Here is a 12,167-nt window from a genome sequence, read left to right as displayed (position 1 = left end):
CATCCGGTTGACGCCGGTCCCACTACCTGGACGTTCGCCGATTGATCAAGGGTGCAGCCAGCCACCGAACGGCAGGTTCCGGACAACCGTGAAGACCAGCAGCAACGCACCCAGGGTCCACAGATGCACCGGCCCGAGATCGATTCGCAGCGGCCGTCCGCGCGCCGCGCGCACCACCCAGACGGTCCACAGCGCGGCGAACACCAAATAGCCCACCACGGCCAGGGCGTTGTCCTGGAGCGCCGCCAGGAAGTCCCCGTGGATGAAGGCGTGCGCGCTGCGCAGGCCGCCGCAGCCGGGGCAGTAGATGCCGGTGAAGCGGTACAGGGGGCAGACGGGATAGTGGCCCGGCTGGGTGGGGTCCACGGCCCCCACGTAGGCGAAGGCCCCGGCGACGGCCGCGAGCACCCCGGCGGGGACGGCGAGCCGCGCCGCCGCGGTTCCGGTCTCGGACGGCGTCACCCTCTGGCTGTCGGCGTTCACGTCTCGCATTGTGCCCCCGGACGGGCGCCACGCGCGCGTGAGGGGCGATCCGGCATCGGATCGCCCCTCAGCAGCCGTACGCACGAAAGTCGTGGGTGAGTCAGCTCTTCGCGTTCGCGGCCTGGCTCTGCGCGAGCGCGTCCTGGAACGTCTCGTGCGAGTCCTTCGGCTGGCCGAGGCCCATCGCGCTCATGATCCAGCCGACGATGCCGCCGGCGACCACGATCACCATGCCGGCCCAGAAGCCTGCGGGCTGAGCCATCACCATGAAGGCACCCGAGACGCAGAAACCGATGAAGGCGATCGTGACACCGGTCCAGGCGGCCGGGGTGTGACCGTGGCTGCTGCCCGCCATGACTTGCTCCTCGTTGCTGTGTACGTGTCTGAGCCGGACGCTCAACCGACATTGTCCCGCACGCTCACACGTGCGCTGCTCGGGGGTCGCTCCTCGCGCGTGGCGCCACGAGGAGCCGGGTCACGCGCCGGTCGGGTCCTCGCCCCGGTCGAGTGCCTTCCAGATCTCCTCGGGCCGGTCGGGGTCGACGGGGGCGGCCCTGCGGCGGGGTTTGGGGGCGCCGCCGCGTTCGTAGCGGCCGGACATCGCGGGCCACTGCCGGCCGTAGCGCAGGGCGAGCAGACCGGCGACGAGCAGCAGGGCGCCGCCCACGGCCGCGATGTAGGGCCAGGCGGTGTGGGAGAGGGCGTGCACGGTGGCCGAGGTGTCGCCGGCGGCCTGCGCGGCCTGCTCGTCGAGCGCGGAGCTGTCGGAGATGCCCAGCAGGGCCGCGGCGACGGTGCCGGCGCCGGAGAGCGCGAGCAGGGCCGAGACCAGCAGGCGGCCGCTCTTGCGGACGGCGAAGACGGCGACGAGCGCGGCGAGGCCCACTATGGCGAGCGCCGCGGGGACACCCGTGACGTCGCTGCCCTTGGCGGTCAGCGGGAAGGCGCCGCCGGCCACCGTCGTGGTGCCCTCCGACCAGCGCTGACGGGTGGCCAGCAACGCCACGGCCGCGCCGAGCGCACCGCACAGCAGGGCGATGGCGAGACTCCGGCGGCCGGACCGGTTGGGTCCTGCGGCTTCGGAACGGGGGTGAGGAACAGCAGTCACGTACCCCACTATCGCCTGAACCCCGGGCGAACCGTCACCCGGGGTTCGCGTGAGAAGCGCCCTACTTGCCCAGTCGGTTCGCCGTGTGGACCGCTCGCAGCACCGCCGCCGCCTTGTTGCGGCACTCCTGGTCCTCGGCGAGCGGGTCGGAGTCGGCGACGATGCCGGCGCCCGCCTGGACGTATGCCGTGCCCTTGCGCAGCAGGGCCGTGCGGATGGCGATGGCGGTGTCGGAGTCGCCCGCGAAGTCGAGGTAGCCGACGCAGCCGCCGTACAACCCCCGCCGGGACGGCTCGAGTTCGTCGATGATCTGCATCGCGCGGGGCTTGGGGGCGCCGGAGAGGGTGCCGGCCGGGAAGCAGGCCGTCAGGACGTCGAAGGCGGTGCGGCCCGCGGCCACCTTGCCGGTGACCGTCGAGACGATGTGCATCACGTGCGAGTACCGCTCGACGGACATGAAGTCGACGACCTCGACGGAGCCGGGTTCGCAGACTCGTCCCAGGTCGTTGCGCCCGAGGTCGACGAGCATGAGGTGCTCGGCGCGCTCCTTCGGGTCGGCGAGCAGCTCGTCGGCGAGGGCCTGGTCCTCCTGCGGGGTGGCCCCGCGGTGCCGCGTGCCGGCGATGGGGTGGACCATCGCGTGCCCGTCCTCGACCTTGACCAGCGCTTCCGGGCTGGATCCGACGACGTCGAAGCCGTCGAAGCGGAACAGGTACATGTACGGCGAGGGGTTCGTCGCCCGCAGGACCCGATACACGTCCAACGCGCTTGCCGTGCACGGCGTTTCGAAGCGCTGGGAGGGGACGACCTGGAAGGCCTCGCCCGCGCGGATGCGCTCCTTGATGTCCTCGACGGCCTCCTGGAAGTCGGGGCCGCCCCACAGGGCCGTGTACTCGGGGAGTTCGGAGGGGGGCAGGACGGCGGGCGGCTGGGCGACCGCGCGCGAGAGGTCGGCCTCCATGGCGTCGAGGCGGGCGACCGCGTCCGCGTAGGCCTCGTCGACGCCGGTGTCGAGGTCGTTGTGGTTGATCGCGTTGGCGATCAGGAGGACCGAGCCCTGCCAGTGGTCCATGACGGCGAGGTCGCTGGTCAGGAGCATGGTCAGCTCGGGCAGCCCGAGGTCGTCGCGCTCCCCGGGGCCGATCTTCTCGAGGCGGCGCACGATGTCGTAGCCGAGATAGCCGACCATGCCGCCGGTGAAGGGCGGCATGCCCTCCTGGTGGGGGGTGTGCAGGGCCTCGATGGTGGCGCGCAGGGCGGCCAGCGGGTCGCCGTCGACGGGGACGCCGACGGGCGGGGCGCCGAGCCAGTGCGCCTGGCCGTCGCGCGCGGTGAGGGTGGCGGCCGAGCGGACGCCCACGAACGAGTAACGGGACCACGAGCGGCCGTTCTCCGCGGACTCCAGCAGGAAGGTGCCCGGGCGCTCGGCGGCGAGCTTGCGGTAGAGCGCGACCGGGGTGTCGCCGTCGGCGAGGAGCTTGCGGGTGACCGGGATGACACGGCGGTCGGAGGCCAGCTTGCGGAACGTCTCGAGGTCCATGGCGGCTGACCTTACTGATCCGCGGCCGGTACGCCGGAATCGGCGTCCTCGGCCTCCTTGAGGAGCACGTCGGCGTCGAAGCAGGTGCGCGCGCCGGTGTGGCAGGCGGCGCCGACCTGGTCGACCTTGACCAGCACGGTGTCCGCGTCGCAGTCCAGCGCGACGGACCTGACCCACTGGAAGTGGCCGGAGGTGTCGCCCTTCACCCAGTACTCCTGACGGCTGCGCGACCAGTAGGTGCAGCGGCCGGTGGTGAGGGTGCGGTGCAGCGCCTCGTCGTCCATCCAGCCGAGCATGAGCACCTCACCGGTGTCGTACTGCTGGGCGATGGCGGGGACGAGCCCGTCGGCGCTGCGCTTCAGGCGCGCGGCGATGTCCGGGTCGAGGCGACTGGATGGAGCACTGTGGCGCGACGCGCCTCGATGAGGGGCGGTGGTCGGGTGACGGGCGGGCTGGGGCGTGCTGGTCATGGGTGCCATTGTGCCGCGCGCCACTGACAGTGACGGTCACGTGTCCACTGACTGGAAAAGGAGCCGCGCCGAGGGGTGGTGGCCGGGACACGGGTGGGCGGAGTCGGGAGGCGGACGTAGGCTGGCTGGCATGTCGACTTTCGCCAAGCGTGAACGACTTCTCCTGGCCGACCTGTTGGAGGCCGAGGGCCCGGAGGCCCCGACCCTCTGCACGGGCTGGCAGACCCGCGATCTCGCCGCGCACGTGGTGGTGCGCGAGCGCCGCCCCGATGCCGCCGGCGGCATCCTGATCAAGCAGCTCGCACCACGCCTGGAGCGGGTGATGGCCGAGTTCGCCGCAAAGCCGTACGAGGAGCTGATCCAGCTCATCCGTACGGGCCCGCCGCGCTTCTCGCCCTTCCAGCTCAAGCAGGTCGACGAGATGTCGAACACGGTGGAGTTCTACGTCCACACGGAGGACGTCCGCCGTGCGCAGCCCGACTGGACGCCGCGCGAGCTCGACGGGGTCTTCCAGGACGCCCTGTGGTCCCGCCTCGAGCGCTCGGCCCGTCTGATGGGGCGCAGCGCCCCGACCGGGCTGGTGCTGCGCCGCCCGGACGGGCAGACGGCGGTCGCCCACCGCGGGACGCCCGTGGTGACGGTGACCGGCGAGCCATCGGAGCTGCTGCTGTTCTCCTACGGCCGGCAGAGCGCCGCCACGGTGGAGCTGGACGGCGACAAGGACGCGGTGGCGAAGCTGCACGAGGCCAAGCAGCTGGGCATCTAGGAGCGCGCGGCCCAAGGGCCGCGGTCAGCGCGGCAGTTCGGCGCGGCGCAGGTCGCGGACGCACAGGGCGACCACGCCGCCCAGCCCGCACACGACCGCGCTGACGACGAAGACGGGGCCGCTGCCCCAGGCCCCGATCGCAGCGGCGGACAGCGGCATGCTCAGCGGTGTGAACCCGAGGCTGACCAGGCTGGCGACGGCGGTGACGCGGCCGAGGAAGGCGGGGTCGGCCTGGGTCTGCAGCAGCGCCGCGCACATGGCGCCGCTGAGCCCGGCGAGCAGGCCGATGAACAGGGCCGTGACGACGGCGACGACCAGGCTCGGCGCGTACGCGAGGGCGCCGACGGCGACGGAACCCGCGAGGATCGCGTACCCGGCGACCTGCCCGGCGTGCGGCAGCCGCCCCCGCACGGTCAGCAGCAGCGAGACGGCGCCCGCGCCCGTGCCGAACCCTGCGAGCACCCAGCCCATCCCGGCGGCGCCCCAGCCGCGCTCGTCGGCGAGCAGGGTCAGCCCCACGTTGAGCGGCCCGACGAACCCCAGGTCGCCGAGGGCGATGGCCAGCATGAGCGGGGCGAGGACGCGGTGGCGGCGGATGTAGCGGAGGCCGACCACCAGGTCACGCCAGGCGGTGGTGGCGCGGGCGGTGCCCGTGCCGTCCTGGGGCAGCGCCCGGATCCGTACGGACATCAGCAGCGGCACCGACACCGCGATCAGCAGCCCGGCGAGGCCGAACGCGGCCGCCGCACCCCCGGCCGCCACGCCGAGACCGCCGAGCGGGGCGCCGACGACGCTCGCGCAACGGATCGCGAGCCCCCGCATGCCCTGCACGCGCGCGAGCTGGTCACGGCTCGTCACGCGCGCGGGCAGGGCGCCCACGGCGGGCACGAACACGGCGTCCACGGTGCCGAAGACCAGGGCGAGCGCGGCCAGCAGCCACAGGCCCGGGCTGGTGAGGAACAGCAGCGCCGCCGCCGCGAGCACGGTCGCGCAGCGCACGGCGTCGCTGCCGATGACGACCCGGCGCGGGCCGAAGCGGTCCGCGACCACTCCCCCGCCCAGCATCAGCACCGCGCGCGGGAGCGCGCTGACCGACATCACCAGTCCGGCCTGCGCCGGGGATCCGGTCTGTACGGCGGCCCAGGACAGGGCTATGTAGTAGACGCTGTCGCCGGTCATCGACGAGGCGTACGCGCCGACCCAGCGCAGGACGTTGGGGTCGCGGTGGGCCGGCCTGTCGTGCGGGCCGGCCTGGGACGCGAGCGTGGTGGACAAGGGAGCGTCCTCTCGGCAGCGGAGCCTCAGAAGCGGAAGGGGAAGCCGTACGTGTGCACCGCGACGTTCTCGCGGCCCTCGGTGTCGCCGGCGGTGTCGGCGGCACGGCCGCGTTCGTCGTACCTGCGGACGACGGCGAACAACTCCTTGGACAGTGCGGCCAGTTCGTCCGACGTGAGCCGCAGCATCCATTCGGCGGAGTCGGCCGCCGTCGTCCACGCGTCGCTCCAGTGGGCGCGCTCGTCGAGGTAGCGGCGGTACATGTCGGTGCGCTGCTCGAAGAAGAGGCGGCTGGCGGCGGTGTGCGCGGCGGCCTTCTCGGGGGCGTCGCGGAAGTCCTCGTCGTGGATGGCCAGCCCGTCGGAGGCGGGTTGCCACCAGCGCTCCCGGCCGTCCGCGCTCTGCGTCTCGGCCTCCTCGATCAGCCCGTGCTCGGCCAGCTTCCGCAGGTGGTAGCTGACCAGTGAGACGGCCTCGTCGACCTCGTCGGCGAGCTGTGAGGCGGTCGCCACGCGCGCGAGGGCGAGCCGCCGGTACAGCTGCGCCCGCAGCGGGTGCGCGAGCGCCTTGAGCGTGCCGAGGTCCGTGATCCGGCGGTCCCTCTCCCTGTCTGCCATGCCCGCCACACTAGATACGAAAGAGAAGTTGCACAATATTTTTTGCGCAACTTCTCTTTCGTATCTGTCCAAGAGTGAGCCCCGACCGGATACGGCCGGGGCTGGGAGCCGGGGCTCGGAGTGCTAGCGGACGGGGTGACCCGCCCCTCGCAGCGCGGCCTTCACCTCGCCGATCCGCAGATCCCCGAAGTGGAACACGGAGGCCGCCAGTACCGCGTCCGCGCCCGCCGCGACCGCCGGCGCGAAGTCGCCGAGCTTGCCCGCGCCGCCCGAGGCGATCACGGGCACCGTCACGTGCTTGCGGACCGCCGCGATCATCTCCAGGTCGTAGCCGTCCTTGGTGCCGTCCGCGTCCATCGAGTTGAGCAGGATCTCGCCCGCGCCCAGTTCGGCGGCCCGGTGCGCCCACTCGACGGCGTCGATGCCGGTGCCGCGACGGCCGCCGTGGGTGGTGACCTCGAAGGTGCCTTCAGGGGTGCGGCGCGCGTCCACCGACAGGACCAGCACCTGGCGGCCGAAGCGCTCGGCGATCTCACGGATCAGGTCCGGACGGGCGATCGCGGCGGTGTTGACGCCGACCTTGTCCGCACCCGCCCGCAGCAGCTTGTCCACGTCCTCGGCCGTGCGCACACCGCCTCCCACGGTCAGCGGGATGAACACCTGCTCGGCGGTACGCCGCACCACGTCGTACGTCGTCTCGCGGTTGCCAGAGGACGCGGTGATGTCCAGGAACGTCAGCTCGTCGGCGCCCTCGGTGTCGTACACCTTGGCCATCTCGACGGGGTCGCCCGCGTCGCGCAGGTTCTGGAAGTTGACGCCCTTGACCACCCGGCCGTTGTCCACGTCCAGACAGGGGATGACTCGTACGGCCAAGGTCATGAGGTTGCTCCCCGGAACGCCTCCACCTCGACCTCGACGACCAGACTCGGGTCCACGAAGCCGGAGACGATGATCATCGATGCCGCGGGCCGGACGGCGTCGAACAGCTCCTTGTGAGCCCGTCCGACGTCCTCCACGTCCCGTGCATGCGTGATGTACATGCGCGTACGCACAACGTCCTCGCGGCCCAGCCCCACCTGCTCCAGGGCCTTCAGCGCGACGTTGAAGGCGTTGATCGCCTGCTCGTACGGGCCGCCTCCGGCGATCTCGCCATCCACTATGGACGTGCAGCCGGAGACCAGCACCAGGCCGTTCGGCAGCACCACCGCGCGGGAGTAACCGAACTCGTCCTCCCAGGGTGCCCCGCTCGAGAATCGTCGTACGTCGCTCACTGGGCTACCGCCTCCAAGGCCTCTTCCAGGGTGAACGCCTTCGCATACAGGGCCTTCCCGACGATGGAGCCCTCGACACCGAGGGGTACCAGCTCGGCGATCGCGCGGAGGTCGTCGAGCGACGACACGCCGCCGGACGCCACGACCGGGCGGTCGGTCGCCGCGCACACGTTCTTCAGCAGCTCCAGGTTGGGGCCCTGCAGCGTGCCGTCCTTGGCAATGTCGGTGACGACGTACCGCGCGCAGCCCTCCTTGTTGAGGCGCTCCAGCGTCTCGTAGAGGTCGCCGCCGTCGCGGGTCCAGCCGCGGCCGCGGAGCGTGGTGCCGCGTACGTCCAGGCCCACCGCGATCTTGTCGCCGTGCTCGGCGATGACCTTGGCGACCCAGTCCGGGGTCTCCAGGGCGGCGGTGCCGAGATTCACCCGGGTGCAGCCGGTGGCGAGGGCGGCGGCGAGGGTGTCGTCGTCGCGGATGCCGCCGGACAGCTCCACCTTGATGTCCATCGCCTTGGCGACCTCGGCGATCAGCGCGCGGTTGTCACCCGTGCCGAACGCGGCGTCCAGGTCGACCAGGTGCAGCCACTCGGCGCCCGACCGCTGCCAGGCGAGGGCGGCCTCCAGGGGGGAGCCGTACGAGGTCTCCGTGCCGGACTCGCCGTGCACGAGGCGGACGGCCTGGCCGTCGCGGACGTCGACGGCGGGGAGGAGTTCGAGCTTGGCCATGGTCTACAGGGTTCCGATCCAGTTGGTGAGCAGCTGCGCTCCGGCGTCGCCGGACTTCTCGGGGTGGAACTGGGTGGCCCACAGGACGCCGTTCTCGACGGCCGCCACGAAGGGCTTGCCGTGCGTCGACCAGGTGACCTTGGGGGCGCGCATCGCCGGGTTGTGCACCTCGAGCGTCCAGTCGTGGACGGCGTAGGAGTGCACGAAGTAGAAGCGCGCGTCCGCGTCCAGGCCGGCGAACAGCTCGGAGTCGGCCGCTGCCTCGACGGTGTTCCAGCCCATGTGGGGCACGATCTCGGCCTGCAGCGGCTCGACCGAGCCGGGCCACTCGTCGAGGCCCTCGGTCTCCACGCCGTGCTCGATGCCGCGCGCGAAGAGGATCTGCATGCCGACGCAGATGCCCATGACCGGGCGGCCGCCGGACAGGCGGCGGTCGACGATCCAGTCGCCGCGCGCCTCCTTCAGGCCCTGCATGCAGGCCGCGAAGGCACCGACGCCCGGCACCAGCAGGCCGTCGGCGTTCATGGCCCGGTCGAAGTCACGTGTGATCTCGACGTCGGCTCCGGTGCGCGCGAGGGCACGCTCGGCGGAACGGACGTTCCCGAAGCCGTAGTCGAAGACCACGACCTTCTTGGGTGCGCTCAATTCCACACCTCCAGTCTCAGCACGCCCGCCACCAGACACAGCGCGGCGCTGATGGAGAGCAGCACGATCAGGCTCTTGGGCATCTCCTGCTTGGCGAAGGAGATGATGCCGCCGACCAGGAAGAGGCCGACGACGATCAGGACGGTCGACAGTCCGTTCATGGCTTTACAGCGCGCCCTTCGTGGAAGGCAGGATGCCGACCGCGCGCGGGTCGCGCTCGGAGGCGTAGCGCAGCGCCCGCGCGAGCGCCTTGAACTGGCACTCCACGATGTGGTGCGCGTTGCGTCCGTACGGCACGTGCACGTGCAGCGCGATCTGGGCCTGGGCGACGAAGGACTCCAGGATGTGCCGGGTCATCGTGGTGTCGTACTCGCCGATCATCGGCGCCATCTTCTCGGGCTCGGTGTGCACGAGGTAGGGGCGGCCGGACAGGTCGACGGTCACCTGGGCGAGGGACTCGTCCAGGGGAACCGTGCAGTTGCCGAATCGATAAATCCCCACCTTGTCGCCGAGCGCCTGCTTGAAGGCGGCGCCGAGCGCGAGGGCGGTGTCCTCGATGGTGTGGTGCGAGTCGATGTGCAGGTCGCCCTCGGTCTTCACGGTCAGGTCGAACAGACCGTGCCGGCCGAGCTGGTCGAGCATGTGGTCCCAGAAACCGACCCCGGTGGAGATCTCCGTCTTCCCGGTGCCGTCGAGGTCGATCTCGACGAGCACCGAGGTCTCCTTGGTGACTCTCTCCACGCGTCCAACGCGGCTCATGTGCTCTGCTCCTTCTTGAGTTCACGTACCGCGTCGAGGAACGCGTCGTTCTCTTCGGGGGTTCCGGCCGACACGCGCAGCCACCCCGGGATGCCGTTGTCCCGGACCAGGACGCCCCGGTCGAGGATCTTCTGCCAGGTCGTGTGCGAATCCTCGAATTTGCCGAACTGCACGAAGTTCGCGTCGGACTCGACGACTTCGTAGCCGACCGCGCGCAGCTCGCTCACCAGCCGGTCCCGCTCCGCCTTCAGCTGCTCGACGTACTTCAGCAGCGTGTCGGTGTGCTCCAGGGCGGCCAGCGCGGTCGCCTGGGTGATCGCCGACAGGTGGTACGGCAGCCGTACGAGCTGGACGGCGTCGACGACGGCGGGGTGCGCGGCGAGGTAGCCGAGGCGCAGGCCGGCCGCGCCGAAGGCCTTGGACATCGTCCGCGAGACGACGAGATTCGGCCGACCTTCGATGAGCGGCAGCAGCGAGTCGCCGTGGCTGAACTCGATGTACGCCTCGTCCACGACCACGATCGACGGCTTGGCGGCCTGCGCGGCCTCGTACAGCGCGAGGACCGTCTCGGGCGGGACCGCGTTGCCCGTGGGGTTGTTGGGGGTGGTGATGAAGACGACGTCCGGCTGGTTCTCGGCGACGGCCTGCACGGCGGCCGCCGTGTCGATCGTGAAGTCCTCGTTGCGGGGACCCGAGATCCAGCCCGTGCCGGTGCCGCGCGAGATGAGCGCGTGCATCGAGTACGACGGCTCGAAGCCGATCGCCGTACGGCCCGGTCCGCCGAAGGTCTGCAGCAGCTGCTGGATGACCTCGTTGGAGCCGTTGGCCGCCCAGACGTTGGCCAGGTGGACCTCGTGACCGGACGTGTCCGTCAGGTACTTGGCGAGCTGCGTGCGCAGTTCCACTGCGTCGCGGTCCGGGTAGCGGTTGAGGTTCCGGGCGGCCTCGCGGACGCGCTCGGCGATGCGCTCTACCAGCGGTTCGGGCAGCGGGTACGGGTTCTCGTTGGTGTTCAGCCGTACGGGGACGTCCAACTGGGGCGCGCCATAAGGGGACTTGCCGCGCAGCTCGTCCCGTACGGGGAGATCGTCGATGCCGAAGTTCACTTGCTCGCCGGTACCTTCCATCCGAACCTGGCCTTGACCGCCGCCCCGTGGGCCGGCAGGTCCTCCGCCTCCGCCAGCGTGACCACGTGGTGCGCCACGTCGGCCAGCGCGTCCTTCGTGTAGTCGACGATGTGGATGCCGCGCAGGAAGGACTGGACGGACAGACCCGAGGAGTGGCAGGCGCAGCCACCGGTCGGCAGGACGTGGTTGGACCCGGCCGCGTAGTCGCCCAGGGACACGGGCGCCCAGGGGCCGATGAAGATCGCGCCCGCATTCTTGACCCGGTCGGCGACCGCGACGGCGTCGGCGGTCTGGATCTCCAGGTGCTCGGCACCGTACGCGTCGACGACCCGGAGGCCCTCGTCGATGCCGTCGACGAGGACGATGGCGGACTGCCGGCCCGCGAGCGCCGGGCGGATCCGGTCCTCGATGTGCTTGGTGGCCGCGACCTGGGGCTCGAGCTCCTTCTCGACCGCGTCCGCGAGCGCGACGGAGTCGGTGACCAGGACGGCGGCAGCGAGCGGGTCGTGCTCGGCCTGGCTGATCAGGTCGGAGGCGACGTGCACCGGGTCGGCCGTGTCGTCCGCGAGGACCGCGATCTCGGTCGGGCCGGCCTCGGCGTCGATACCGATCTTGCCGGTGAAGTAGCGCTTGGCGGCGGCGACCCAGATGTTGCCGGGGCCGGTGACCATGTTGGCGGGCGCGCAGGACTCGGTGCCGTGCGCGAACATCGCGACGGCGGTCGCGCCGCCGGCCGCGTACACCTCGTCGACGCCCAGCAGCGCGCACGCGGCAAGGATCGTCGGGTGGGGAAGGCCACCGAACTCGGCCTGCGCCGGGGAGGCCAGGGCGATGGACTCGACGCCGGCCTCCTGCGCGGGCACGACGTTCATGATCACGGAGGACGGGTAGACCGACCGGCCGCCGGGCGCGTACAGCCCGACCCGCTCGACCGGCACCCACTTCTCGGTGACCGAACCACCGGGCACGACCTGGGTGGTGTGCGTCGTACGGCGCTGCTCGCGGTGGACGAGACGGGCGCGCCGGATGGACTCCTCCAGGGCCGCGCGGACGGCCGGGTCGAGCTCCGCCAACGCGCGCGTGAGCGCCTCGGCGGGCACCCGCACCTGGTCGAGCCTGACGCCGTCGAACTTCTCGGCGAAGTCGATCAGCGCCGCGTCGCCCCGATGATGCACGGCTTCGCAGATCGGACGCACCTTCTCGAGGGCGGCCGAGACGTCGAAGTCGGCTCGGGGCAGCAGGTCGCGCAGGGCTGGGCCTTCGGGAAGGGCGTCGCCGCGCAGATCGATTCGGGAGATCACGGGCTCAATTCTCTCAGACCGTGGTCGGCCGTCGTTCGCGCGTATCAATGGCTGATACAGAACCCCGGTGGAACCCGGAAGAT

16 protein-coding genes are annotated in these 12,167 nt (G+C 71.4%); 1 reads left to right on the top strand and 15 read right to left on the bottom strand.

Annotation, left to right across the window (positions count from 1 at the left end; translation table 11 throughout):
* Positions 1-45: 45 nt before the first annotated feature.
* From OG303_RS36090 to hisI, 5 genes are all read right to left on the bottom strand, one after another.
* The gene (locus OG303_RS36090; RefSeq protein WP_405873767.1) at positions 46-492 is read right to left on the bottom strand and encodes a DUF2752 domain-containing protein; all 447 of its coding nucleotides are present in this window, start codon (positions 490-492) and stop codon (positions 46-48) included.
* A 91-nt stretch (positions 493-583) separates the two neighbouring features.
* Positions 584-838 (bottom strand): HGxxPAAW family protein, encoded by a 255-nt coding sequence (locus tag OG303_RS36085; protein ID WP_405873765.1) that lies wholly within the window; start codon positions 836-838, stop codon positions 584-586.
* A gap of 120 nt (positions 839-958) precedes the next feature.
* Positions 959-1,600: a TIGR02234 family membrane protein gene (locus OG303_RS36080; protein WP_405873764.1), complete on the bottom strand. Its 642-nt coding sequence runs from the start codon at positions 1,598-1,600 to the stop codon at positions 959-961.
* A 52-nt stretch (positions 1,601-1,652) separates the two neighbouring features.
* Positions 1,653-3,131 carry an anthranilate synthase component I gene (locus OG303_RS36075; protein ID WP_405873762.1) on the bottom strand — a complete coding sequence of 493 codons (1,479 nt, stop codon included), beginning with the start codon at positions 3,129-3,131 and terminating at the stop codon, positions 1,653-1,655.
* A gap of 11 nt (positions 3,132-3,142) precedes the next feature.
* Entirely contained in the window at positions 3,143-3,601 is a 459-nt protein-coding gene (gene hisI, locus OG303_RS36070; RefSeq protein ID WP_405873761.1) for a phosphoribosyl-AMP cyclohydrolase, read from the bottom strand.
* A gap of 130 nt (positions 3,602-3,731) precedes the next feature.
* Here hisI and OG303_RS36065 point away from each other — a divergent pair, with 130 nt between their 5' ends.
* Positions 3,732-4,367 carry a TIGR03085 family metal-binding protein gene (locus tag OG303_RS36065; RefSeq protein ID WP_405873760.1) on the top strand — a complete coding sequence of 212 codons (636 nt, stop codon included), beginning with the start codon at positions 3,732-3,734 and terminating at the stop codon, positions 4,365-4,367.
* A 24-nt stretch (positions 4,368-4,391) separates the two neighbouring features.
* Here the strand turns inward: OG303_RS36065 and OG303_RS36060 are convergent, their stop codons facing one another.
* The 10 genes from OG303_RS36060 to hisD form a co-directional block, all read right to left on the bottom strand.
* The gene (locus OG303_RS36060; RefSeq protein ID WP_405873759.1) at positions 4,392-5,642 is read right to left on the bottom strand and encodes an MFS transporter; all 1,251 of its coding nucleotides are present in this window, start codon (positions 5,640-5,642) and stop codon (positions 4,392-4,394) included.
* Between the two features lie 26 nt (positions 5,643-5,668).
* Positions 5,669-6,259, bottom strand: a complete 591-nt coding sequence (locus OG303_RS36055; RefSeq protein WP_405873757.1) for an ArsR/SmtB family transcription factor — start codon at positions 6,257-6,259, stop codon at positions 5,669-5,671.
* A gap of 123 nt (positions 6,260-6,382) precedes the next feature.
* The gene (hisF, locus tag OG303_RS36050) at positions 6,383-7,138 is read right to left on the bottom strand and encodes an imidazole glycerol phosphate synthase subunit HisF (RefSeq protein WP_405873756.1); all 756 of its coding nucleotides are present in this window, start codon (positions 7,136-7,138) and stop codon (positions 6,383-6,385) included.
* Positions 7,135-7,530 (bottom strand): RidA family protein, encoded by a 396-nt coding sequence (locus tag OG303_RS36045; RefSeq protein ID WP_405873754.1) that lies wholly within the window; start codon positions 7,528-7,530, stop codon positions 7,135-7,137. The genes hisF and OG303_RS36045 overlap by 4 nt, the downstream gene beginning before the upstream one ends.
* A complete protein-coding gene (gene priA, locus OG303_RS36040) occupies positions 7,527-8,252 on the bottom strand; it encodes a bifunctional 1-(5-phosphoribosyl)-5-((5-phosphoribosylamino)methylideneamino)imidazole-4-carboxamide isomerase/phosphoribosylanthranilate isomerase PriA (protein ID WP_405873753.1) in 726 nt (241 codons plus the stop codon). Before priA ends, OG303_RS36045 begins: the two co-directional genes overlap by 4 nt.
* 3 nt (positions 8,253-8,255) lie before the next feature.
* Positions 8,256-8,897, bottom strand: coding sequence for an imidazole glycerol phosphate synthase subunit HisH (gene hisH, locus OG303_RS36035; RefSeq protein WP_405873752.1), 642 nt, complete (start codon positions 8,895-8,897; stop codon positions 8,256-8,258).
* A complete protein-coding gene (locus tag OG303_RS36030) occupies positions 8,894-9,058 on the bottom strand; it encodes a hypothetical protein (protein ID WP_405873751.1) in 165 nt (54 codons plus the stop codon). Before OG303_RS36030 ends, hisH begins: the two co-directional genes overlap by 4 nt.
* 4 nt (positions 9,059-9,062) lie before the next feature.
* Complete coding sequence (hisB, locus tag OG303_RS36025; RefSeq protein ID WP_405873749.1) at positions 9,063-9,656, bottom strand: imidazoleglycerol-phosphate dehydratase HisB; 594 nt, start codon at positions 9,654-9,656, stop codon at positions 9,063-9,065.
* Entirely contained in the window at positions 9,653-10,762 is a 1,110-nt protein-coding gene (locus tag OG303_RS36020; protein ID WP_405873747.1) for a histidinol-phosphate transaminase, read from the bottom strand. The genes hisB and OG303_RS36020 overlap by 4 nt, the downstream gene beginning before the upstream one ends.
* Positions 10,759-12,084, bottom strand: a complete 1,326-nt coding sequence (hisD, locus tag OG303_RS36015) for a histidinol dehydrogenase (RefSeq protein ID WP_405873746.1) — start codon at positions 12,082-12,084, stop codon at positions 10,759-10,761. Before hisD ends, OG303_RS36020 begins: the two co-directional genes overlap by 4 nt.
* Positions 12,085-12,167: the final 83 nt, after the last annotated feature.

It is taken from the genome of Streptomyces sp. NBC_00005, from assembly GCF_045160215.1.
Taxonomy (GTDB): domain Bacteria; phylum Actinomycetota; class Actinomycetes; order Streptomycetales; family Streptomycetaceae; genus Streptomyces.
Note: the sequence above shows the minus strand (reverse complement) of the source record. Positions and strands in the feature narration are given on the sequence as shown.

What these genes read in the sequence shown, in the direction of transcription:
- OG303_RS36090 (WP_405873767.1), bottom strand. Translation starts at nt 492, where the DNA reads ATGCGAGACGTGAACGCCGACAGCCAGAGGGTGACGCCGTCCGAGACC.
- OG303_RS36085 (WP_405873765.1), bottom strand. Translation starts at nt 838, where the DNA reads ATGGCGGGCAGCAGCCACGGTCACACCCCGGCCGCCTGGACCGGTGTC.
- OG303_RS36075 (WP_405873762.1), bottom strand. Translation starts at nt 3,131, where the DNA reads ATGGACCTCGAGACGTTCCGCAAGCTGGCCTCCGACCGCCGTGTCATC.
- hisI (WP_405873761.1), bottom strand. Translation starts at nt 3,601, where the DNA reads ATGACCAGCACGCCCCAGCCCGCCCGTCACCCGACCACCGCCCCTCAT.
- OG303_RS36065 (WP_405873760.1), top strand. Translation starts at nt 3,732, where the DNA reads ATGTCGACTTTCGCCAAGCGTGAACGACTTCTCCTGGCCGACCTGTTG.
- OG303_RS36055 (WP_405873757.1), bottom strand. Translation starts at nt 6,259, where the DNA reads ATGGCAGACAGGGAGAGGGACCGCCGGATCACGGACCTCGGCACGCTC.
- hisF (WP_405873756.1), bottom strand. Translation starts at nt 7,138, where the DNA reads ATGACCTTGGCCGTACGAGTCATCCCCTGTCTGGACGTGGACAACGGC.
- priA (WP_405873753.1), bottom strand. Translation starts at nt 8,252, where the DNA reads ATGGCCAAGCTCGAACTCCTCCCCGCCGTCGACGTCCGCGACGGCCAG.
- OG303_RS36030 (WP_405873751.1), bottom strand. Translation starts at nt 9,058, where the DNA reads ATGAACGGACTGTCGACCGTCCTGATCGTCGTCGGCCTCTTCCTGGTC.
- hisB (WP_405873749.1), bottom strand. Translation starts at nt 9,656, where the DNA reads ATGAGCCGCGTTGGACGCGTGGAGAGAGTCACCAAGGAGACCTCGGTG.